Consider the following 21,568-nt stretch of genomic DNA (forward strand, 5'->3'; position numbering starts at 1 on the left):
GCGCGGGGAGCCGTGTTGCGGAGCACGTCCGGTCCGCGCATAGTTGCGCTGCGGAAGGCGGCGGAACCGGGGGTGGGATGGGCGATGGCCGGGCACGGGGTGGATGAGCATCCCCATGGTGCCGACCGACTGTGCGAGGCCGGGGACCGCGTGTATTCCCGGGCCGTACGGCGCGGCCGGGTGCCGCGCCGTGACGCGGAACCGGTGCCCTGCCTGCTGGAACTCGCCCTGCTGCACCCGGACCCCGACGACATGGACTGGCTGGTGCCGACCTCCCCGCAGGAGGTCATGACCCGGCTGCTGCGCGGGATGTACGACGAGGTCAGTGCGAGCCAGCGGCGGATGGGCTCGGCCGTCGAGGCCGTCGAGTGGTACGCCGGGCTGGGCCGCCAGGTGCGGCCGGCCGCGTCGGCGGCGGAGGGCCCGGCCATCCGGGTCCTGGACGGACTCGCCCGGATCCAGGCCGCGATGGACGAGGCGACCCAGGCGTGCACGACCGAGGTACTCACCGTCCAGCCCGGCGGCATCCGCCGCGAGGCGGAACTCTCCGAGGGGCTGCACCGGGCGCTGGCGCTGCGCGGCCGGGGTGTGCGGATGAGGGACCTGTACACGCATGTCGCCCGGCACGGGCAGGGGTTGCTGACCTATCTGGAGCTGATGGGCGACGCGGTGGAGGCGCGCACGCTGGACGAGGTGATCGACCGGCTGATCCTCTTCGACCGGACGGTCGCGTTCATCCCCGCCAACACCGACCGCACGATGGCCCTGGAGCTACGGCACCCGGCGATCGTCGCCTACCTCGTCACGGTCTTCGAACGGCTCTGGCGCCTCGCCATCCCCCTCACGGCCCCGCTTCCCGACACCGGCATCGAGGGCATCTCCCACCGGGAGCAGTCGATCGCCGCCCTGCTGGCCGAGGGGCACCAGGACGCGGTGATCGCCGAGCGGCTGGGCATCAGCGTCCGGACCTGCCGGGCGCACATCGCCCGGCTGTCGGAGACGCTGGGGGCGGCGAGCCGTACGCAGCTGGGCGTGCGGATCGCCCAGGCGGGCCTGGACGGACCGCCGCGGGCCACTGCGTCCACGCCCCTCAGCGTTCCCGGTCAAGAATCCCGGACCGCCCGATGAGATACCCGAGCTGCGCCCTGCTCTGACTGCCCAGCGTCGCGGCGAGTTTGGCGATGTGGACGCGGGCGGTGCGGATGTTCATCCCGAGGCGGTCGGCGATGACGGCGTCGGTGTGGCCTTCGACGAGGAGGGCGGCTATGGCGTGCTGGCGGGGGGTGATGCCGTTGTGGGAGGGCTGGGGGGCCGCCACGGGGTACATGGGCGTGGCCAGGCGCCAGAGGCGGTCGAAGGTGACGGCCAGGTGATCCACGATGGCCGGATGCCGGATCTCCAGAGCGAGTTTGCCGTCCTCGCCGGCCGGGACGAAGGCCACCGTGCGGTCGATGAGGACAAGGCGGTCGGGGACTTCGTCCAGCGTGCGGATCTGGACGTCGCCCGTCAGGCGCTCGCAACGGGCCGCGATGATCGGAAAGTGGCGCAACGTGTGCGGGTACAGCGTGCGGATGTGGCAACCACGGTCCAGCGCTGCCTGGTCACGGCCGAGCGACGCGGCGTCGGCGGCCTGACCGCGTTCGCCGGTGAGGCCGGCGCGGGGCTGGACGGTCATCAGCTCCTCGGAGGCATCGGCCATCGCGTCGGTGATGGCCCGGTTGATCCGTTCCGTGCCGGTGAGCAGCTGGATCGTGGGGGTGTCGCCGGCTGTGGGGTGAGAGTCGGCGATCCGCATGAGGGAGCCGAACGTCTCGGCCAGCCGTGCTTCGCGCTGCCGTTCGCCGGCGATCCGCTCCTCGGAGCTCCGCAGCAGCCGGTGCAGCGCGACGACCGGGGCGACGGGCTCCAGCCGGGTGGGGTCGTCGAGGGCCGGGTGCAGCAGACCCAGGTCGACGAGGCAGGGGGCCGCACGGGTGTCCTCGGCCGGCAGCCGCCCCTGACGCAGTGCCCGTTCGTACAGGTCCGTGCCGGCGGAGCACAGGTCGTCCTTGCCGTGCTCGCGGTGCGGTGCGCTCACTGTGCGGCACCCGCGCGTTCCAGGATGCCGGACTGCGCGATGAGGAAGCCGAGTTGCGCACGACTGCCGCTGCCGAGTGTGGCGGCGAGTTTGGCGATGTGAGCCCGGCACGTGCGCACGTTCATCCCGAGGCGGCGGGCGATGGCCTCGTCCACATGCCCCTCCACGAGGAGTTTGGCAATGGAGTACTGGATGTCCGTGATGCCGTCCGCGGCCGGTCCGTAGGGGGCGCCGGCGCTCAGCGGGACCGAACGACTCCACATGAACTCGAAGACCTTCACCAGGTACCGGACGAGCCCGGGGTGGCGGAGCTCCAGTGCGACCTGCTGGTCGTCACGGGCCGGAATGAACGCGACGGTCCCGTCACAGACGATGAGCCGTTCCACCACCTCGTCGATCGTGCGGTACTCCGCCTTGCCGTTGGCGAGTTGCGCCACATAAGCGAGTTTCTGCGGGCTGTATCGCGCCGTGTGCTGGTAGAGCGTCCGGATCCGGACGCCCCGCTCGATCATGGCCCGGTCCCTCTCGAGCCCCTGGGTGAGGCTGCGCTCGGAGAACCGGTCGTCACTGGGCTGGATGGTGAGCATCTCAACCTGGCACTGGGCCGTGGCCAGGTTGAGGGCCGCATTGATCCGGTCACCGCCCTCCAGCACCGTGATCGAGTGGTCGGTCGCCGTTACTTGGGATCCCAAGGCCATGAACGGCTCGAAGGCGTCCGCGATCTTGATCGACAACTGCCGGCGTTCCGCGATGTCGCGCTCGATCGGGTGCAGACGCTCGGCGAGCGCGACCGTCGGCGGCACCGGTCGCAACCAGTCCTCGTCGTCCGGGTCCGGGTGAAGGAGGGCGAGCTCGACCAGACAAGGCGCTGACATCACGTCCGTGCGTGCGATCCGCCCTGCACGCAGGGCGTTCGCATAAAGTCGGTTACCTTCCTCGCACAGCTCGGTGACCGCATGGGGATGCGTCGCCTTAGTCGGATTTGCCACGAAATCTCCACCCCCCAGGGTCCTGAACATGCAGGAACATGATGCACCGATTGTGTGGCCATGACGTGTTCGAATGAGCCATCGTCTTACCTGACGGGGGAAGAGGAGACTCACAAGTGAGGACGAAGCCGACTATGCGCAAGAGACTGCTTCGCTCGGTGCTTGCTGCCGCCCTCTCTGCCGTCGCTGTCATCGGAGTGAGCGGTTACTCCGGCGCGAAGGGTGATACCCGGGCGGACAGCCACTGGCCGGAGAGCGTCGCGAGCGATGTCAAGAGCGATGTCCTGGCGGACAGTCATTGGCCGGCGATCGTCGCGGACTCGGAGCGTTGATGTGACCACTCCACCCGACGACCGCTCCTTCCGTCGTGAAATGGCCACCGCCTACCGCTCCGGCTGGCACTTCATCGACCTGGTCACCGCCATCCCCCACAGTGGTGACTCGTTGATGGTGACCGTCTTCGGCGAGCCGGTGGTCGTCACGCGGGACGACGACGAGGACGTACGGGCTTACCGGTGTCTGCGGCGGCCTCGGGGGGCGCCGCAGCCAGTTCGATGCGCCGTACGGTACGGAATGATCTTTGTGAACCTGGACCAACGGGACCACCAGCAGGTGGAGGCCGACTCTCCTGCCCCGAGGACCATCTCTGCCACCCCCCGCAGTGCCTGACGCGATTCCCCCGTCGTAACAGATCGCTCAGGTGCTTCCCCCCGCAGCGGCGTCACCGTGACCTGAACACGGTGACGCCGCTGCAGTTTTCAGGGATATTTCGGGGTATCGACCCCATCCGGTGGTGGCTGGATCCAGTCGATCACCGGTGTGGATGTTCACTTCGCTCAACCTCGCCCCATCGCCCGCGTCAGGTGGATCTCGATCACCACGCGCGCCGGATTGGGTGACGGGGTCCTGCCGTAGCGCTCCGCGTAGCGCCGCTCCGCCTCGGCGACCCGGCCCGGTTCGTCGTGGACGAAGGCCCGGCCCTCCAGCGTCGCCCACCGCCGGCCCTCCAGCTGGCAGACGGCGACGGCCGCCCCCTGCTCCCCGGCGGCCCGCACGTACCGCACCTTCGCGCTCGCCCTGTTGGTGATCACCCGAGCAAGACGTGCCTCGGGATCGTATGTGACCCCGACGGGTACCAGGTGCGGAGTGCCGTCCGGGCGGGGAGTCGTCAGGGTGCACAGGTGCCGCTCCCGCCAGAAGCCGAGATATGACGGGTCCGGAGCGCCCGGGTCCACGGAGTACTTGGTCGCCATGCCGCGAACTTAGACCCCCCGAGCCTCCCGGAACCGTCCTTGAGTGCACTAGACTCAACTTTGTGCAAGCCGTTCGGGTCAGTGCAAGGAGGAGAACGCGAACGTGGACGCCGAGCTGACCAACCGGAGCCGGGACGCGATCAACGCTGCCAGCAACCGGGCCGTGACCGAGGGACACCCCGACCTCACCCCTGCCCATCTGCTGCTCGCGCTGCTCCAGGGACAGGACAACGAGAACATCACCGACCTGCTCGCCGCGGTCGAGGCCGACCAGGCCGCCGTACGCGCCGGAGCCGAGCGCGTGCTCGCCGGGCTGCCCAGCGTGACCGGGTCGACCGTCGCGCCGCCCCAGCCCAACCGCGAGATGCTCGCCGTCGTCGCCGACGCGCAGGCCCGCGCCAAGGACCTCGGCGACGAGTACCTCTCCACGGAGCACCTCCTCATCGCCCTCGCCGCGAAGGGCGGCGCGGCCGGCGAGGTGCTGTCCCAGCAGGGGGCCGACGCCAAGAAGCTCCAGGCCGCCTTCCAGAAGACGCGAGGAGCGCGCCGGGTGACCACGTCCGACCCCGAGGGCCAGTACAAGGCCCTGGAGAAGTTCGGCACCGACTTCACCGCCGCCGCGCGCGAAGGCAAGCTCGATCCCGTCATCGGGCGGGACCAGGAGATCCGGCGCGTGGTGCAGGTGCTCAGCCGCCGTACCAAGAACAACCCCGTGCTCATCGGTGAGCCCGGCGTCGGCAAGACCGCCGTCGTCGAGGGCCTCGCCCAGCGGATCGTCAAGGGTGACGTGCCCGAGTCGCTGAAGGACAAGCGGCTCGTCGCGCTCGACCTGGGGGCCATGGTCGCGGGCGCGAAGTACCGGGGCGAGTTCGAGGAGCGGCTGAAGACCGTCCTCGCCGAGATCAAGGACTCCGACGGGCAGATCATCACCTTCATCGACGAGCTGCACACCGTCGTCGGGGCCGGTGCCGGCGGTGACTCCGCCATGGACGCCGGGAACATGCTGAAGCCCATGCTGGCCCGCGGCGAACTGCGCATGGTCGGAGCCACCACGCTCGACGAGTACCGCGAGCGGATCGAGAAGGACCCCGCCCTGGAGCGGCGCTTCCAGCAGGTGCTGGTCGCCGAGCCGAGCGTCGAGGACTCCATCGCGATCCTGCGCGGGCTCAAGGGCCGCTACGAGGCCCACCACAAGGTGCAGATCGCCGACAGCGCGCTGGTCGCCGCCGCGAGCCTGTCCGACCGGTACATCACCTCCCGCTTCCTGCCCGACAAGGCCATCGACCTCGTCGACGAGGCGGCCTCCCGGCTGCGCATGGAGATCGACTCCTCGCCCGTCGAGATCGACGAACTCCAGCGCGTCGTCGACCGGCTGAAGATGGAGGAGCTGGCGATCGGCAAGGAGACCGACGCGGCCTCCCGCGAGCGCCTGGAGAAGCTGCGCCGCGACCTCGCCGACAAGGAGGAGGAACTGCGCGGCCTCACCGCCCGCTGGGAGAAGGAGAAGCAGTCCCTCAACCGCGTCGGTGAGCTGAAGGAACGTCTCGACGAGATCCGCGGCCAGGCCGAACGCGCCCAGCGCGACGGCGACTTCGACACCGCCTCCAAGCTGCTCTACGGCGAGATCCCGGCCCTGGAGAAGGAACTGGAGGCCGCCTCCGAGGCCGAGGAAGAGGTCGCCAAGGACACCATGGTCAAGGAGGAGGTCGGCTCCGACGACATCGCCGACGTCGTCGCCTCCTGGACCGGCATCCCCGCCGGGCGGCTGCTGGAGGGCGAGACGCAGAAGCTGCTGCGCATGGAGGACGAGCTGGGCAAGCGGCTCATCGGCCAGACCGAGGCCGTGCGGGCGGTCAGCGACGCCGTACGACGGTCCCGTGCCGGGATCGCCGACCCCGACCGGCCCACCGGGTCGTTCCTCTTCCTCGGCCCGACCGGCGTCGGCAAGACCGAGCTGGCCAAGGCCCTCGCCGACTTCCTCTTCGACGACGAGCGGGCGATGGTCCGCATCGACATGTCGGAGTACAGCGAGAAGCACAGCGTGGCCCGGCTGGTCGGCGCCCCGCCCGGATACGTCGGCTACGAGGAGGGCGGCCAGCTCACCGAGGCCGTGCGCAGGCGGCCGTACTCCGTCGTCCTGCTGGACGAGGTGGAGAAGGCCCACCCCGAGGTCTTCGACATCCTGCTCCAGGTGCTCGACGACGGGCGTCTCACGGACGGCCAGGGCCGCACGGTCGACTTCCGCAACACCATCCTGGTGCTGACGTCGAACCTGGGCAGCCAGTTCCTGGTCGACCCGATCACCAGCGAGCAGGAGAAGAAGGAGCAGGTCCTGGAGGTGGTGCGGACCTCCTTCAAACCGGAGTTCCTCAACCGCCTGGACGACCTGGTCGTCTTCGCCGCGCTGACCAAGCCCGAGCTGGAGCGCATCGCGAAGCTCCAGCTGGAGCGCCTGGCCAAGCGGCTCGCCGAGCGGCGCCTCACCCTGGACATCACGCCCGAGGCCCTGGCCTGGCTCGCGGAGGAGGGCATGGACCCGGCGTACGGCGCCCGGCCGCTGCGGCGGCTCGTCCAGTCCGCCATCGGCGACCGGCTCGCCAAGGAGATCCTGTCCGGGGAGATCAAGGACGGCGACACGGTTCGGGTGGACCGCGTCGAGGACGGGCTGCTGGTCGGGCCCGGGACGGGCAAGACGCTGTAGGACGACACGCTGTACGTCACATCGTGAACGCCGAGAAGCGCACCAGCGCCGTCTCGGCGTTCACGTACTCCACCCTCACCTGCACCACATGCGCCTCCGCCGTGCCGGGGAGGCCGTTCTCGTGGGTCACGTCGAGGCAGAGCGCCCCGCAGGAGCCGCCGCCCGTGCGGGGCCCCGGGGCGTCCGGGTAGGTCGTGCGCAGCCAGGGCCGTACATCCTCGCGCGGCATCCGCAGCACCGCCGAGTACGCGGTGTCGATGCCCCGCTGCACCGTGCAGTCGTGCACCTCCGCGCCCCCGGGGCGGGCGGCGCCGCCGAAGGCCAGGGCGTCGGCGCAGAGGGCCTTCGACGCACCTCTGGCGCCCGGGTCGTCTTTGTCGGTCAGGGCCCACATGAACACACCGATGATGAGGAACCCGAGAAGGAGAACCGGCACTGCCAGAAACGGCAGGATCAGCCCCCACCGGGTGTGCCCTCTGTCCGCTGCCGCCATGGCCCACCACCCCTGCCGTCCGTCACTGGGAGAGACGGGCTCCGGCACCCGGAGGTTGCCGTTGACCGGATCGTGTCAGCCCAGGGCTGACAGGGCCTGTCGGGGCTTGCCACCCCCCTCCCCGCATGGGGGAGGATGGCGGAATCCGTACGAAGGGAAATTCACGGTGACCATCGACCCGTCCTCGATTCCGAACTTCGGGGGCCAGCCCGAGCCGCAGCCCGGCGGCCCGGCCGGCCCCGTCGTCCCGGATCAGGACCTCGTGAAGCAGCTCCTCGACCAGATGGAGCTCAAGTACGTCGTCGACGACGAGGGTGACCTCGCGGCGCCGTGGGAGCAGTTCCGCACCTACTTCATGTTCCGGGGTGAGGGAGACCAGCAGGTCTTCTCCGTGCGGACGTTCTACGACCGGCCCCACGAGATCGAGGCCAAGCCGCAGATCCTCGAGTCGATCGACGACTGGAACCGCCGGACCCTGTGGCCCAAGGTCTACAGCCACACCCACGACGACGGCACGGTCCGCCTGATCGGCGAGGCCCAGATGCTGATCGGCATGGGCGTCAGCCTGGAGCACTTCGTCTCCTCGACGGTCAGCTGGGTGCGCGCCGCGATCGAGTTCGACAAGTGGCTCGTCGAGCAGCTCGGTCTCGAGGAGGAGATCAACGAAGCGGAGAAGCCCGAGGACGAGGAGTAGATCCTCAGCCGGCCCCGCAGCGGCGCGTCGGCGCGTACGAGAAGGTACGCGCTGTACGCGCCGTACGCCTTTTTCGGGCACCACTGCCTCCCCTCGGGCGCCGCTGTCTCCCCCCTCGCCGGGGGAGCGGGTCAGATCCCAAGACGCAGCTCCGCCCAGACCGTCTTGCCCACCGGGCTGCGAGGCGTCGACCCCCAGCGCTCGGCCAGGACGTCCACCAGGAGCAGTCCCCGGCCCGACTCGCCGTCGGGGCAGGAGGAGGGCGCGGCCGTGGGCAGCCGCTTCGCGGAGGCGGCGTCCGCGACCTCGACCCGCAGTACGCCCGCGGCCCCGTCCAGGACGAGCCGCAGACCGAACTCCCGGCCGGGGACCCGACCGTGCTGTACGGCGTTCGCCGCGAGTTCGCCGACGACGAGGGCGACCGCGCAGGACACGTCCGACGCCTGCGGGTGGCCCCGTTCCTCCATCCACCGGACGGCGTGACGCCGGGCGAGCTGCGCACCACGCGGGGAGGAGGGGCACCGCACCGTGAGCGACTGGAGTTCACGCTGCGGCATGTCTCCCGGGGTGGAGGTTTCTGTCAGCACGGCCTGCTCGTTCCTTTCCGTCACCTCGAAGCGCTCCGTTGCGCGCACGAGTCATCACGTTCCGTGCTCAAGGGTCGGACGATCGGCCTACGCTCGACAGGGGGCGCAGCCTTACTTGTGAGGCCGTAAGGAACGGAAGTGATGCCTTGGCCAACGGAATTGACCCCAGTGCGTCGATGGCCGCGCTGTTCGGTGCGCGCGTGCGCAGGCTCCGGACGGCGGCGGGGCTGACGCAGGCCGAGCTGGGCGACCGGACGCATGTGGTGAGCACGCGGATCACGCAGATCGAGCGGGCGTCCGGAGCGAAGCCGACGCTGGAGCTGGCGCGTGCGCTGGACGCGGCGCTCGGTGCGGAGGATCTGCTGGTGGAGCTGTGGCCGTATGTGTACCGGGAGGCGTTTCCGGACTGGTCGCGGAGGTTTATCGAGTACTCGGAGCGGGCGGTGGCCGTCCGCGAGTACGCGGCTCATGTGGTGCCCGGCTTGTTGCAGACGGAGGACTACGCGCGTGCGGTGCTGAGAATCGGTCGGACGCTCGGCAGCGAAGAGCAGTTGGAAGAACGGGTCGCCCTTCGCCTGGGACGACAGGAGCGGCTCGGCATGCCCGACCGGCCCGAACTGTGGGTGGTTCTCGACGAGGCGGTGCTCCGGCGTCCTGTCGGTGGCCAGGGGGTGATGCATGAGCAGTTGGCGCGACTGCTCATGACCAGGGCGGAACCTCACATCACCGTGCAGGTACTGCCGTTCGACCAGGGCGAGCACGAGGTCATGGGCGGTTCGCTCACGGTGCTCACCATGCCGGACGGCTCGGAGGTCGCCTACACGGAGGGCGCGCACTACGGCCAACTCATCGAGGATCCGGACGAGGTGAGGAGTTTTGCGCTGACTTACGATCGGCTGCGGGCGGCAGCTCTGCCCCCGCTCATGTCGCTCGACATGATCCGATCCGTGAGGGAGGACAACCACCGTGGAGCGAAGGTCCCGTCCTGATCTGAAAGGCGCCGCCTGGCGCAAGAGCAGCTACAGCAATCAGGAAGGCGGCAACTGCGTGGAGGTGGCCGACGGGTTCCGAGGGGCCGTCGTCCCGGTCCGTGACAGCAAGGCCCCGCAGGGCCCCGCGCTGTGCTTCGAAGCCGCCTCCTGGGCCGCCTTCATAGGCGGGTTGAAGGCCGGGCACCACCGCCCCTGAGGCGGCTCCCGGACGCACCGGGCCCTTGTCCGCGAGGGTCCGGTAGGCCACTGACCTCCTGAAAGAACCAGGGGAAAGAACTACCCGCCCACCCACCCTCCCCGCGCCGGAAGGCGGGCGTCACCCGTCCGAGTGACCGGCTTGCAGGGGCGGGTAACGGGCCGTTACGTTCGCCGCGACAACCTCAAACAGATACGGCCCCCGGCCGGGACGGCAATCCCGATCGAGGGCCTGACCGATCAGGAAGTAGTGCCTTCCCGATGGCTGACCCGCAGTCTAACGCGCGCCTGCGCGCCGAGGCCGGAGCTCCGACTACCGGCGTGATCCACGTACGCACCCGCCTCACCGCCGACTTCACGGTGCTCTCCAACGCCCTCGTCCAGCGGCGCGGCAGCGCGGTCACGGTCGGCGTCGCGGCGTACATCGCCTCCTTGCCCGACGGCTCCCCCGTGACCATCACCGCCCTGTGCGAGCACTTCAGCGAGGGCGAGATCCTCGCTCTCCCGGGCGCTCAGGGAACTCGAAGCGGCCGGATACCTGGAGCGACGCCGCGAACGGACACCCGCCGGGCAGGTGCGCACCCGGACGTACTTCTACGACGTACCGCGCGGCGAAGGCCCGGACGACCCGCCCGAGCCGCCGAAGCCGCCACGGCCGCCCTGGCCCGCCGTCCAGGAACCCGCGGCCCTACGGGAGCCGACGCCCGCTCCCGGCCCTGAGGAGCCGGGCAGCCCGGCACCCGCACTCGCCGACGCCGACCCCGAGGCGGTCGCCGTACTGACCGCCCTGCGCCGGATCGACCCTCGTCTCGTCCTGTCCGCGCGGGAGGCCGCCCGCCTGGCGCCGGCCGTCACCGAGTGGCTGGCGGCCGGTGTCGGGCCGCAGGAGATCACGGAGACGCTGACCGCACGGCTCCCCGACCGCTTCTGGACCCGGCCCGCGAGCATCCTCGCGTTCCGGCTCCGGGAAACGCCGCTGCCGGTGCCGCCTCCGCTTCCCCCGAGCGTGGAGCGCCCGGCCGTACTGCCCTTCCAGACCTGCGACGGCTGCGAACGTGCCTTCCGCGCCCCGGAGCCCGGACACTGCCGGAGCTGCCGGGACCGGCTCGCCGGGGATGCCGGCCGTACCGACGGGCTCGGTGAGGCGGCACTGTCCGTCGTATCCTGACCACACACGGGAAGGAGCCGTCCATGAGCGTCGACGCGATCGTGCACACCGAGTTCCCCAAGGGGTACACGGTCCTGTTCGGGGCCGACGGAAAGGTGATCATGACCCCGCAGAGCGAAGAGCACTCCAGCACCATCAGGTCGATGCAGATCGACTCCGCTCTTGCCCTCGGCCGTCACGCGAAGGTCACCTCCGATGTCTACATCGACTTTCCCGCCGACGAGAACTCCGCCCCCGACCTCGCGATCCTGCGCGAGGACGCACGCAAGGACGGTAAGCGCTACAGCTTCGAGGACGTCCTGCTGATCTCCGAGGTCGTCTCGACCTCTTCCGCACGCAAGGACTACGACGACTGCACCGCGAAGTACGGCCGCTACGGAATCCCGATCTACCTGGTCGTGGACCCCTACGCCCAGGAAGTCGTCCTTCACACCCAGCCGACCGCCACCGGTTACATCGCCGCACACACCCACAAGTACGGCACGGGCAAGCTCTCCATCCCCCTGGCCGACGGCCGCACCTTCACCCTCGATCTCGACGAACTCCCGCGCCCTGATCCCGAGGCGGAGGCCCGCTGACGAGGGTCTCCCCGCTGGCCAGGCCCGTGCCGTCGGCTCCGCCGTCGCCGGACGTGGTCGTTCCTGGTCGGGGCAGCCGGCTGGGATGGCCTGGCCTTTCGCCGATCGGGATCAACCAGGGGGCGTGCCGTTCCATGCCGTGAGATCGTGCGACGAAGTCCGGTTCGCTGCAAGGAAATTCGAAGCCGCGTTTGCTGCGGGCGGCAACCACCACGTACTGCCGTAGCGGGCCCGCTCGTCCTCGGCCGAGTTGCCGGCCCCGGTTCGGCGATAACGTGGCACGGCAACGACTGCTGCGGACAGGTGGACGAGATTTCATGCGGATGCGGTTCGAACCCGAGGCCGAGGAGGAGTTCGAGGCAGCGCGTGGGCTGCTGGTCGACCGCCTGGTTCGGTGGGCCGGGGGGCAGGGGCTGCCGGTGGACGGGTACATGGCCGAGACGGTGCTGGACTACCGGCACCTGGCGACTGCCGACGGCCGACTGGGGCTGTGGGAGTCGCGCCATGTGGAGGAGCTACTGCTCTCCTGGCTTCCCCAGCAGGTCACCGAGCTTCCCGGGGAGGAACGCGCCGACGCCCCGGGCACACTGCGCACGCTACTGCGCTATCTGCACGCCGCGCAGCTGGCGGACCCGCGCGGCCCCTCACTCCAGGATTCCCTCGCCGCGGTCGACAGGGCCGCGGCACAGCATCCGGCGGCGATGACGGACCGCACTCGCTGGGGATTGGCGAAGTTCTGGGCGATGACGGCCGCGGAGCAGGGCGTGGACGTCCAGGACGGGGCGGCGTTTCAGCGCTTCGCGGACAGGGCTCAGCGCGGGGAGGTCGCCTACGATCAGCAGGCTCTCGCCGCGATCATGGAACGGCGGCTGACCGGCCGCGCGCTGTCCGGCGTGGCCCGGGCCGAGCCGCAACTGCCCGTGATGCTTCCCCCGGACAACGAACTGCGCCGCCGGGCCGAGGCGTCGACGACCGTGGCGCAGTTGCGCGGACTCGCCGAATGGGCGGGGCAGGGCGGCCGCCCGGTGACGGCGACGGGACGGCTGCGGATGGCGGAGGCCCGCGAGCTGGTGGACGGACTCGGCACCGGCGACCGGATTGAGGGGGTGCGCTCTTCGGCCGACCTGCCGCGGCTGGGACTGCTGATGGAGTGGGCGAAGAAGGCACGGCTGGTCCGGGTGGTCAAGGGGCGGTTGTACGCGGTGGCCAAGGCCCGGCCGGTGCTGGCCGACCCGCTCCAGCTGTGGCTGCGCGCCTTCGACGCGTGCTTCGAGCTGCGGCAGGCCCTGATCGGGGCACGCAACGGCTGGCACGTCGAGTCGATGCTCTTCGACGTCTACGAGCACGTCCTGGACGACGTGCTGAACACGCTCTACAGCCTGCCGTACCCGATGCCCTGGCCGCGGCTGCGCGACACGGTACACCTGGTCTATCGGACCTCCTCCCAGCTCGACGCCGGGTTGGACCTTCAGCACCAAATGTGGTTCGAGCACGCCGACCGGGATCTGCGCGCGGTGCTCGACCTGCTGGACGACCTGGGCGCGATCGAGCGTGACCGTGGGATGGCCGATCCGGTGTTCCTGGACATCGACCTCTCCGATGCCGGTCCCGAGCTGCTCACGGACATGCCGCCGGAGCTCGCGGAGCTGCTGGGCGTCGCGGGGGAGGCAACGGACCCGGCGGCGCGGGAGCGTGCCGATGCCCGGCGAGAGGAGCTGACCGCCGGGCCGGTCGAGCTCATCCGTCTCACCGAGCTCGGTACCCGGGCCGTACGACAGCGGTTGCTGGCGGCCGGCAGGGACGCACCGTTGGTCGGTGAACTGGCCCAGGCGCCGGCGGCCGGCCTGCTGGGAGTGCTGGCCGAGGACTACGACCCGGACGCCGCCCGCACGGAGCTGGCCGACTGGATCACGGCCCGCGGCGAGCGGGAAGATGCCCTGCGGCAACTGACCGACGCCGTAAGGACCATGACCTTCCGCACGCGTGCGCAGGCGATGCTCGACGTGCTACCGGCGGCGTTGCCCGACGGTGAGGGCGAGCGGCTGCTGCGCGCGCTGCGGCGAGACACACAGCTGGCGCCGCTGGCGCTGAACGCGCTGGCGCACCGTGAGTTGCTGTCCCCAGAGGACATGACCGATGCAGAGTCTCTGCTGGTGCTCGCCGAGAGCCTGCTCCAGCTCGTGGAGTTGGCGGGCGGCGGGGACGGCGCCGAGGAGACGCTGCGGGCCCAGGGCTCCCAGGCCAGGGACGCGGTTGCCGCCGCGTTGGACTCCGCGCACCCGGACCGGGCCGGACTCGACGAGCTCAGGCAGCTGGCGGCCCGGGCACTGGGTACCCACGGCGCCCGCGCCCGGAAGGCTCGGCGCTCCTCAGGCAAGAGCGGCCGCATGCGGCGCCGCTGACCGGGCAACACCGCCTGGCCCGCAGGCGCCGGGTGCGCTGGCACCGGCACGGAGCCGGGCGGAGGGAAACCGATGGGTCCCGGCGTCGTACGTCCTGGGGGCGCGTTACCGTCGGGATCGTGGCTGAGGGATGGGACCAGGACGGGCTGCGGGCCCTGCGTGGCGCGCTCCACGCGCAGGACGGCGTGGAGCTGCTTGCCGCGTTGCACCGTGGCCCCGTGCGAGAGGTGCTGCAACTGGCCGGCGATGGTGTGGCGGTGGCCGCGGCGCAGGGCCTGCCGGAGGCTGCGGAGAAGGCGGCCTTGTTTCTCGGCGCGCTTCAGGAGCGCGGCTTCCGGGGCGATGAGGAGCTGGCGGACCGGTTGCGCGCGGCCACGGGAGACGCGGCGATCCCCCTCCTGCGCCCGCTCGCGGTCGATCTGGAGATGTTCGCCATGCTGCTGGAGGGCGACCCGGCCGAGTCCGGTGGCCGGATCGATCTGTCCACCGGGGAGTGCTGGCCTGCGTTCACCGATGAGCTGGGGCCTGGGCCCGAGGCCGAGGAGGACGACGATCCCGAGCGATGGCTGTACGTTCCGGCTCTGGGGTCCCGGGCCGGCTACCGGGACATGGAGCTGTTCATCGAAGAGGTCGAGGACGCCGCCCTTGCCGACAGGCTGCGGATCGCCATCGGTGGGCGGGACGCCTTCCGGCGCTTCAAGGACGTCCTCGCTGGTGACGAGCGCTCCTGGAGCCGGTACCACCGGTTCCGCGATGAGCGACAGCGCGGCCGGGCCCGCGCCTGGCTGGCCGAGGAGGGCTACTGCCCGCACGTCACCTTCTTCGTAGAGTCCAGCTCGGGTTCGTGTCCTTCGGGGCCGGTATGACTCTTTGCTGCCGCTGTCCTGCATGATTCGGGGACGCTGTCAGCGGGCCTGTCGGCGCCGGTTGATCGCTGACGGAAGCGTGTCCGCCCACAGGCGGGCTGCGTGATGCGACTGCCGATCATCGATGTCCCGGTCGACCAGGCCGCAGTCGAGTGCGGGTGCGCGGCGGCTCGGAGCAACCAGGCCGTGGCGCCGGTACATCTGCTGGTACGTCTGTGGCTGTCAGGCGGCCGGCGTCTTGAGTCGGGAGGCCGCCTCCTCCAGCACGCCTGTCCGCTTGCAGAACGCGAACCGTACGAAGGGTGCGCCCTGCTCGCGGTGGTCGTAGAAGACCGCGTTGGGGATGGCGACGACCCCGGCGCGTTCCGGCAGGGCGCGGCAGAAGGCGAAGCCGTCCGTTTCGCCGAGGGGGCGGATGTCGGTGGTGATGAAGTAGGTGCCCGAGGGGCGGAAGACCCGGAATCCGGCCTCCGTCAGGCCCGTGGCCAGCAGGTCCCGCTTGGCCAGCATGTCGGCGCGGAAGTCCGTGAAGTACGACTCGGGCAGTGAGAGGGCCTCGGCGATGGCGTACTGGAACGGGCCCGCCGAGACGTACGTCAGGTACTGCTTCGCCGAGCGCACCGCCGTGACCAGCTCCGGGGCCGCCGTCAGCCAGCCGACCTTCCAGCCGGTGAACGAGAACGTCTTGCCGCTGCTGGAGATGGTCACCGTGCGCTCGCGCATCCCCGGGAACGTCGCCAGCGGCACGTGCTCGGCGTCGTCGAAGACCAGGTGCTCGTACACCTCGTCCGTCACCACCAGCAGGTCCCGCTCCACCGCCAGCTCGGCGATCGCGGCCAGCTCCTCGCGGGTGAGGACCGTGCCGGTCGGGTTGTGCGGGGTGTTGATCAGCAGCAGCCGGGTGCGGTCGGTGACGGCGTCGCGCAGTTCGTCGAGATCGAGGCGGAACCGGCCCTCGTCCTCGTGCGCCCGCAGGGTGACCGGCACCCGGCGCCCCCCGGCCATCGCGATGCACGCCGCGTAGGAGTCGTAGTACGGCTCGAAGGCGATCACCTCGTCCCCGGGCTCCACCAGGGCCAGCATGGCGGCGGCGATGGCCTCCGTGGCACCGGCGGTGACCAGGACCTCCGTGTCGGGGTCGTAGGCCAGGCCGTAGCGGCGCTGCTGGTGGGCGGTGACCGCGGTGCGCAGCTCGGGGACGCCGGGGCCCGGTGGGTACTGGTTGCCGCGGCCGTCCCGCAGGGCCCGCACGGCGGCCTCCCTGATCTCCTCGGGGCCGTCGGTGTCGGGGAAGCCCTGCCCGAGGTTGATGGCGCCGGTGCTCAGGGCCAGGGCGGACATCTCGGCGAAGATCGTCGTCCCGAACTCGGCGAGCCGGCGGTTCAGGAGGGGGCGCACGCTGGAGGTCATGCCGGTCATCCTGCGCCGAAGCTCTGGAGTTCCTCAACTCTGCTTTGGGTCGCTCGAGGGGCGGGCATCACCGCCTCACGCAAGAGCGAGGCGCCCACGGGGGGCCGCTTCGGGGGAAGAGGAAGGAGGGTGACGCCATGATCGTCGGCATCATCCTGGCGGTGGTCGGAGTCGTACTGATCGGGGCGCTGGTCTCCCATGCCCGCGGGGGCGGTTCCAGCCGGAGGACGCGCCGCGGGGCGTGGGCGTCCAGCGGTTTGAGCGGCAGCAGTGGCAGCTGGTGGGCCGGCGGGGGAGACTCCGGCTCCTCCGGCGGCGACGGACACCACGGGGGGCACTCCTGCGGCGGCGGCTCGTCCTGCGGAGGCGGGTCGTCCTGCGGGGGTGGCGGGGGTGGCGGCGGTGGCTGCGGCGGCGGCAGCAGCTGACTGACGTCGGCCGTCCTCACGCTCACGAAGGGGAGCCGCATCCACCGAACGCGGGGTCCGCATCTGGGGCGGGCCCCGCGTTGGCATGTTCCAGGTTCCCGGACGGAGGACCGGTCGAATGTCTGACGGATGACTTCGGGCGGATGCCGGCAACACCCTCTGCCTGTAGGGCAACTCGCGCGGTCCGGCCCCGGACCCGGGCGTGACTCCGGCAACCGTGCGCGTCGAGCGGCTTTTTCGGGCGCCTGGCCTCAATCCCGGGGTCCCGTCCCTCCCGGTTGCGGGAGTGAGCCACGGCGCACCGGCGCACGCCTCCCCGGCACCGGCGCACGCCGTGGTTGAACAGTTGAGCTGTGGAGCCCTCTGAGGGATGGAAACCCTCCGAACTTGGGTAAAAACGCTGTGGCGGCGCCACCGTTCATGATTCCCTCTAGGTCACCGACGCAGCCCCTCGGACGCTCTGCGGACACTTTCCTGTAACCGGCCGACCGGGCTGCCCCGGGCCGACATCCCCCGGTGCGACCGGGGCGCAACGGACCCACCTCCCTCTCCTTGTGTGCTTGCGGAGCCTGATCCATGCTCACGACTCTGAACACCTCCTACACCGACACGCGCGCGGCCGATCTCGCGTGGGCCCTGGGGCGCGAGCCGCTTCCCGCACTGGCCGCGCTCGACCTCGAACTGGCGGACACCAAACTGCAGTTGCGGCTCCTGGGCGCATCCCACCAGGTCCTGCTGGAGGAGGAGCGGGGCATCTGCTCGGAGACGGTGGCGTGCATCGCGGGCAGCAGCACCCCGCTTCCGCTCGGCGTCGCCAAGCGGGTGGACGACTGGGAGTACGAGTTCGCGGCCCGGGTCGAGGTCCTCTCGCCCGGCTCCTTCGCGGGCCGCGCCCAGGAGTTGCTGGCCCTCGTCTCCGACCATCCGCACGGCCTCGTCGGCGTCTTCCCCGGCAGCCCGTACGCCTTCACGGCTCTGCTCGCCCAGCACCACGAGGGGCAGGTGCACTGGCGGACCTGGCACGCCTACCCGCAGGACGGGCAGTTGGTGGCGACCCGCACGAAGGTGGGTGTGCGGGTGCCGGCGGCGGTCTGCGTCAACTGAACCCGGCCTGCTGCTGACCGGCCCGTCGAACCACATGCGGCGAACCGAATCTCGTACCGCTCTGCGGCCCTTGCAAACCAGCACCACACGTGTGGGTGACGAAGCGCGGTCGAGGCGTGACGTAACGTCGCAGCGTGATCGAGCCGCACGCGCCCGCCCCGCCCGGTTGCCCGCCGCCCCGGAGCGCCCCGGGCGGCCCCGGCGGCCCGGCGCTACTGCCCGTCCAGCCCGGCACCGGACGGTTCCTGGTCCTCGCGGGCGTGTTCGTCTGCGCGGCCTGCGGACTCGTGTACGAACTCGAACTCCTCGCGCTCGCCTCGTACTTGATGGGCGACTCCGTCACGCAGGCGTCCGTCGTGCTGTCCGTCATGGTCTTCGCGATGGGCATCGGCTCCCTCGCCGCGAAGCGGCTGCGCCCGCTCGCCGCGGCCGGCTTCGGTGCCGTCGAGGCCACCCTCGCGCTCGTCGGCGGATGCAGCGCGATGGCCCTGTACGCCGTGTTCGCCTGGACCGGCGCCTGGGGCGGGTGGTGGGCCGACGGCCCGCGCTGCCTGCTGGTCGCCTGTTCCCTCGCCACCGGACTGCTCATCGGTGCCGAGGTCCCGCTGCTCATGGAACTGATCCAGCGCATCCGCCGCCAGGACGCGGGCGGCGCGGTGGCCGACCTGTCGGCCGCCGACTACGTCGGTGCCCTCGTCGGCGGCCTCGCCTTTCCGTTCCTCCTGCTGCCCTTCTTCGGGCAGTTGACCGGCGCCCTGCTCACCGGCGCGGTCAACGCGGTCGTCGGCGGTGCGCTGGTGCTCGGCCTGTTCCGCCGGGACCTGACCCGCCGGGCCCGGTGGCTGCTGATGCTCGGCAACGCCTTCGTCCTCGCGGTCCTCGCCTCGGCCGCCGTCCTCGTCGACGACTTCGAACGGGCCGCTCGGCAGGCGGTGTACGGCGGGGACGTCCGGGTGGCGCTCCGGACCGAGGTGCAGGAGGTCGTCCTCACCGGCGGCACGCGCGGACGGCCCCTCGACCTGTTCCTCGACGGCCGGCTGCGGGTCAGCGGACGCGACGAGCTGCGCTACCACGAGGCCCTCGTCCACCCCGCGATGAGCGGGCCGCACGCCCGCGTGCTGATCCTCGGCGGCGGGAACGGCCTCGCCACCCGCGAGGTGCTGCGCCACCCCGGAGTGGACCGGGTCGACGTCGTCGAACGCGACGCGGAGGTGGTCCGGCTGGCCCGCACCGACCCGGCCCTGTCCGTGCTGAACCAGCACGCGTTCGGCGACCGGCGTGTGCGGGTGACGGCCGCGGACGCCTTCGACTGGCTGCGCGGAGCGACCCCGGCGACCTACGACGTGGTCGTCTCGGACCTGCCGGACCCGGGCCGCACGGCGAGTACGAAGCTGTACTCGCAGGAGTTCTACGGCCTCACGCGGCGCGTGCTGGCCCCCGGCGGCCGGCTCGTGGTGCACGCCGGGCCGGTCGCGGACGGTCCCCGGGCGTACTGGACGGTCGAGGCGACGCTGCGCGCGGCCGGTTTCCGCACCGCCCCGTACCGCACGGCCGGCCGCCATACCGGCTTCGCCGCCGGGCCCGACCGCACCCCCGCCGACCGCTCCCGGGCGCCCCGGGACTGGGGTTTCGTCCTGGCCGCCCGCACGGACCCGCGGCTGCGGCTGGACCCGGACGGTCCGCGGCCGAGTGTCCTCACGGAGGCGTCCCTCGCCGCGGGGGAGCAGGCGGCGCGCAGGACGCGGATCGGGGGGTTGCCGGCGTCGACGCTGGTGCACCCGAGGTACTGAAGGGCGGGTGCCGGGCGGGCCGGGAGGATACGCCTGGTGGGGGTGGTTCGGGGGTGAATCCCTCAGGCGGGGGTGCGTTTCGGGCTGTGCTGGGTAGAGTCCGTCGACATGGAGCACGAGGTGTTCGTTCCGGTCCCGGCCGAGCGGCTCAGGGAGGTGCTGGACGACCCCGCGCGGGTCGCCCGGGCCGTTCCCGGGCTCCAGCAGGACGCCGGCGCCGAGCCCGTCGCCGGGCGGCTGAAGATCCGGGTCGGCAGCCACTCCGTCACCTACCGGGGCGCCGTACGGGTCTCCCGGCGGGAGGGTGACGCGTACGCCGTCGAGGGCGAGGCGCAGGAGGCGCGCGGCAGCGGCTCGGTCAAGCTCACCCTGCGGATCGCCCTGCGCGAGGCGGCGGACGGCTGCACGGTCGTGTTCGACGGCACGGCGTCCGCGGACGGACGGATCAAGGACCTTCCCGCGGAGGCGGTGGAGGGTGCCGTCACTCGGCTGCTGAACCGATTCGCGGAGCACCTGGCCGCGGCGGCGCCGGACGCGGACGGCGAGGCGCCACCGCCCGCGGCCGGATCCGGCGAGGGCGCGGGGGCAGCGGCCGAGGAGAAGGCCCCCGCCGACCCCGGTCCCACCGGGGAACCCCCGGCCCCCGAGCGCCCCTCCGCCTCCGGCGCCGCCGTCCCGCCCTCCTCTTCTCTCGGACCGGCGGATCCCGGACCGGCGGACGAGGAGGACGAGGAGGACATCGCCGAGGCGGCGCACGCGCGGCGGACCATGATCGGACGCAGCGCCGAGGAGGTCGACCACGCCCCGCCGCGCGGCCGGTACGCCCCCGTGCCCGCGCCGCAGACCGTGACGCCCCCGGGCCCGCTGCGCTGGGCGGCCCCCGCGGCGGCACTGGCAGTGGCATCGGCCATCGTGGCGGTCCGGGCCCTGCGCAGACGCCGCTGAACCACACCCGCGTGCGGGGCGCGTCCCCGCCCGTGCCGACCTGGCCGAAGCACCCCGCATCCGGTGAGGCCCTCTTGATCGCCGCAGTAGGGTCGTCGCGTGAGTGACGAAGACATCACGCTGACCGCGGGTGACGCGGAGGTGACCGTGCAGCCGGGCAACGGCGGCCGGGTCGGAGGACTGCGGATCGGCGGCGTCGAACTGCTCCGCCAGGGCGAGCGGTTCGGATGCTTCCCGATGGTGCCGTGGTGCGGCCGGATCCGGGACGGACGGTTCCTGGACGGCGCCCAGGTACGGCAGCTGCCCCTCAACGCCCCGCCCCACGCCATCCACGGCACCGTCCGCGACGGCGCCTGGCGCACCGCCCGCACGAGCACGGACGAGGCGGTCCTCACGTACCAGCTCGTCGACCCCTGGCCCTACCCGGGCCGCGTCACCCAGATCGTCGCCCTCACCGGGGACGCGCTGACACTGACCATGTCCGTCGAGACGTACGAGTCGTCCTTCCCGGCGCAGATCGGCTGGCACCCCTGGTTCAACCGGAACCTCGGAGGTGAGGACGTGCACCTCGACTTCGCCCCCGCCTGGCAGGAGGAACGCGGCGACGACCACCTGCCCACCGGCAACCGCCTCGACCCCGAGCCCGGCCCCTGGGACGACTGCTTCGGCATGCCCGGTGGCGTCGAGGCGACCCTGACCTGGCCCGGCCAGCTGGAGCTGACGGTGGCCAGCCGCGAGGAGTGGGTCGTCGTCTACGACGAGCAGGAGGAGGCCGTGTGCGTGGAGCCGCAGACCGGCCCGCCCAACGGCCTCAACACCCTGCCGCGCCTGGTCACGCCCCTGGAGCCGCTGGAGGCCACCACCACCTGGAGCTGGCGTCGCCTCTAAGCTGGGCC

Annotated in this window: 21 protein-coding genes and 1 pseudogene; 16 read left to right on the forward strand and 6 right to left on the reverse strand. The window is 71.4% G+C overall.

What is annotated here, in order from left to right; translation table 11 throughout:
- Positions 1-84: 84 nt before the first annotated feature.
- On the forward strand, positions 85-1,128 hold the full coding sequence (locus ACFU3E_RS07125) for a LuxR C-terminal-related transcriptional regulator (protein WP_384153303.1): 1,044 nt from the start codon (positions 85-87) through the stop codon (positions 1,126-1,128).
- Here ACFU3E_RS07125 and ACFU3E_RS07130 read toward each other — a convergent pair.
- A complete protein-coding gene (locus ACFU3E_RS07130) occupies positions 1,091-2,077 on the reverse strand; it encodes a helix-turn-helix transcriptional regulator (RefSeq protein WP_384153306.1) in 987 nt (328 codons plus the stop codon). The genes ACFU3E_RS07125 and ACFU3E_RS07130 overlap by 38 nt on opposite strands.
- A complete protein-coding gene (locus ACFU3E_RS07135; protein WP_384153309.1) occupies positions 2,074-3,096 on the reverse strand; it encodes a helix-turn-helix transcriptional regulator in 1,023 nt (340 codons plus the stop codon). The genes ACFU3E_RS07130 and ACFU3E_RS07135 overlap by 4 nt, the downstream gene beginning before the upstream one ends.
- Before the next feature lie 104 nt (positions 3,097-3,200).
- Here ACFU3E_RS07135 and ACFU3E_RS07140 point away from each other — a divergent pair, with 104 nt between their 5' ends.
- Together ACFU3E_RS07140 and ACFU3E_RS07145 are read left to right on the forward strand one after the other, a co-directional pair.
- The gene (locus ACFU3E_RS07140; RefSeq protein WP_384153312.1) at positions 3,201-3,398 is read left to right on the forward strand and encodes a hypothetical protein; all 198 of its coding nucleotides are present in this window, start codon (positions 3,201-3,203) and stop codon (positions 3,396-3,398) included.
- Position 3,399: 1 nt separating this feature from the next.
- The gene (locus ACFU3E_RS07145; protein ID WP_030846386.1) at positions 3,400-3,735 is read left to right on the forward strand and encodes a hypothetical protein; all 336 of its coding nucleotides are present in this window, start codon (positions 3,400-3,402) and stop codon (positions 3,733-3,735) included.
- A 167-nt stretch (positions 3,736-3,902) separates the two neighbouring features.
- Here the strand turns inward: ACFU3E_RS07145 and ACFU3E_RS07150 are convergent, their stop codons facing one another.
- On the reverse strand, positions 3,903-4,319 hold the full coding sequence (locus ACFU3E_RS07150; protein WP_384153316.1) for a pyridoxamine 5'-phosphate oxidase family protein: 417 nt from the start codon (positions 4,317-4,319) through the stop codon (positions 3,903-3,905).
- 103 nt (positions 4,320-4,422) lie between these two features.
- Here ACFU3E_RS07150 and clpB point away from each other — a divergent pair, with 103 nt between their 5' ends.
- Entirely contained in the window at positions 4,423-7,020 is a 2,598-nt protein-coding gene (clpB, locus tag ACFU3E_RS07155) for an ATP-dependent chaperone ClpB (protein WP_384153319.1), read from the forward strand.
- Between the two features lie 16 nt (positions 7,021-7,036).
- On the opposite strand, the gene ACFU3E_RS07160 is transcribed toward clpB, so the two are convergent.
- On the reverse strand, positions 7,037-7,513 hold the full coding sequence (locus ACFU3E_RS07160) for a hypothetical protein (RefSeq protein WP_384153323.1): 477 nt from the start codon (positions 7,511-7,513) through the stop codon (positions 7,037-7,039).
- A 166-nt stretch (positions 7,514-7,679) separates the two neighbouring features.
- Here ACFU3E_RS07160 and ACFU3E_RS07165 point away from each other — a divergent pair, with 166 nt between their 5' ends.
- Complete coding sequence (locus ACFU3E_RS07165; protein WP_356653600.1) at positions 7,680-8,207, forward strand: YbjN domain-containing protein; 528 nt, start codon at positions 7,680-7,682, stop codon at positions 8,205-8,207.
- Positions 8,208-8,338: 131 nt separating this feature from the next.
- On the opposite strand, the gene ACFU3E_RS07170 is transcribed toward ACFU3E_RS07165, so the two are convergent.
- Positions 8,339-8,794, reverse strand: a complete 456-nt coding sequence (locus tag ACFU3E_RS07170) for an ATP-binding protein (protein ID WP_384153541.1) — start codon at positions 8,792-8,794, stop codon at positions 8,339-8,341.
- A 146-nt stretch (positions 8,795-8,940) separates the two neighbouring features.
- Here ACFU3E_RS07170 and ACFU3E_RS07175 point away from each other — a divergent pair, with 146 nt between their 5' ends.
- The 6 genes and pseudogenes from ACFU3E_RS07175 (at position 8,941) to ACFU3E_RS07200 (ending at position 14,995) form a co-directional block, all read left to right on the forward strand.
- Positions 8,941-9,783, forward strand: coding sequence for a Scr1 family TA system antitoxin-like transcriptional regulator (locus tag ACFU3E_RS07175; protein WP_384153327.1), 843 nt, complete (start codon positions 8,941-8,943; stop codon positions 9,781-9,783).
- Positions 9,761-9,982 (forward strand): DUF397 domain-containing protein, encoded by a 222-nt coding sequence (locus ACFU3E_RS07180; RefSeq protein WP_384153330.1) that lies wholly within the window; start codon positions 9,761-9,763, stop codon positions 9,980-9,982. The genes ACFU3E_RS07175 and ACFU3E_RS07180 overlap by 23 nt, the downstream gene beginning before the upstream one ends.
- A 260-nt stretch (positions 9,983-10,242) precedes the next feature.
- Positions 10,243-11,149 (forward strand): annotated as a pseudogene (locus ACFU3E_RS07185) (hypothetical protein).
- Between the two features lie 23 nt (positions 11,150-11,172).
- The gene (locus ACFU3E_RS07190) at positions 11,173-11,727 is read left to right on the forward strand and encodes a Uma2 family endonuclease (RefSeq protein ID WP_384153333.1); all 555 of its coding nucleotides are present in this window, start codon (positions 11,173-11,175) and stop codon (positions 11,725-11,727) included.
- 323 nt (positions 11,728-12,050) lie between these two features.
- Positions 12,051-14,129, forward strand: coding sequence for a hypothetical protein (locus ACFU3E_RS07195; protein WP_384153336.1), 2,079 nt, complete (start codon positions 12,051-12,053; stop codon positions 14,127-14,129).
- Between the two features lie 119 nt (positions 14,130-14,248).
- Entirely contained in the window at positions 14,249-14,995 is a 747-nt protein-coding gene (locus tag ACFU3E_RS07200) for a UPF0158 family protein (protein WP_384153339.1), read from the forward strand.
- 222 nt (positions 14,996-15,217) lie between these two features.
- Here the strand turns inward: ACFU3E_RS07200 and ACFU3E_RS07205 are convergent, their stop codons facing one another.
- On the reverse strand, positions 15,218-16,414 hold the full coding sequence (locus tag ACFU3E_RS07205) for a pyridoxal phosphate-dependent aminotransferase (protein WP_384153342.1): 1,197 nt from the start codon (positions 16,412-16,414) through the stop codon (positions 15,218-15,220).
- A 128-nt stretch (positions 16,415-16,542) separates the two neighbouring features.
- On the opposite strand from ACFU3E_RS07205, the gene ACFU3E_RS07210 reads away from it, so the two are divergent.
- The 5 genes from ACFU3E_RS07210 (at position 16,543) to ACFU3E_RS07230 (ending at position 21,560) form a co-directional block, all read left to right on the forward strand.
- Entirely contained in the window at positions 16,543-16,833 is a 291-nt protein-coding gene (locus ACFU3E_RS07210; protein ID WP_384153345.1) for a hypothetical protein, read from the forward strand.
- A 576-nt stretch (positions 16,834-17,409) separates the two neighbouring features.
- The gene (locus ACFU3E_RS07215) at positions 17,410-17,937 is read left to right on the forward strand and encodes a DUF2617 family protein (RefSeq protein WP_384153348.1); all 528 of its coding nucleotides are present in this window, start codon (positions 17,410-17,412) and stop codon (positions 17,935-17,937) included.
- 134 nt (positions 17,938-18,071) lie between these two features.
- Positions 18,072-19,727 (forward strand): polyamine aminopropyltransferase, encoded by a 1,656-nt coding sequence (locus ACFU3E_RS07220; RefSeq protein WP_384153351.1) that lies wholly within the window; start codon positions 18,072-18,074, stop codon positions 19,725-19,727.
- A 108-nt stretch (positions 19,728-19,835) separates the two neighbouring features.
- The gene (locus tag ACFU3E_RS07225) at positions 19,836-20,672 is read left to right on the forward strand and encodes an SRPBCC domain-containing protein (RefSeq protein ID WP_384153354.1); all 837 of its coding nucleotides are present in this window, start codon (positions 19,836-19,838) and stop codon (positions 20,670-20,672) included.
- A gap of 99 nt (positions 20,673-20,771) precedes the next feature.
- On the forward strand, positions 20,772-21,560 hold the full coding sequence (locus ACFU3E_RS07230; RefSeq protein WP_384153357.1) for an aldose 1-epimerase: 789 nt from the start codon (positions 20,772-20,774) through the stop codon (positions 21,558-21,560).
- Positions 21,561-21,568: the final 8 nt, after the last annotated feature.

Origin of the sequence: Streptomyces sp. NPDC057424 (assembly GCF_042803315.1) — a bacterium.
Taxonomy (GTDB): Bacteria; Actinomycetota; Actinomycetes; order Streptomycetales; family Streptomycetaceae; genus Streptomyces.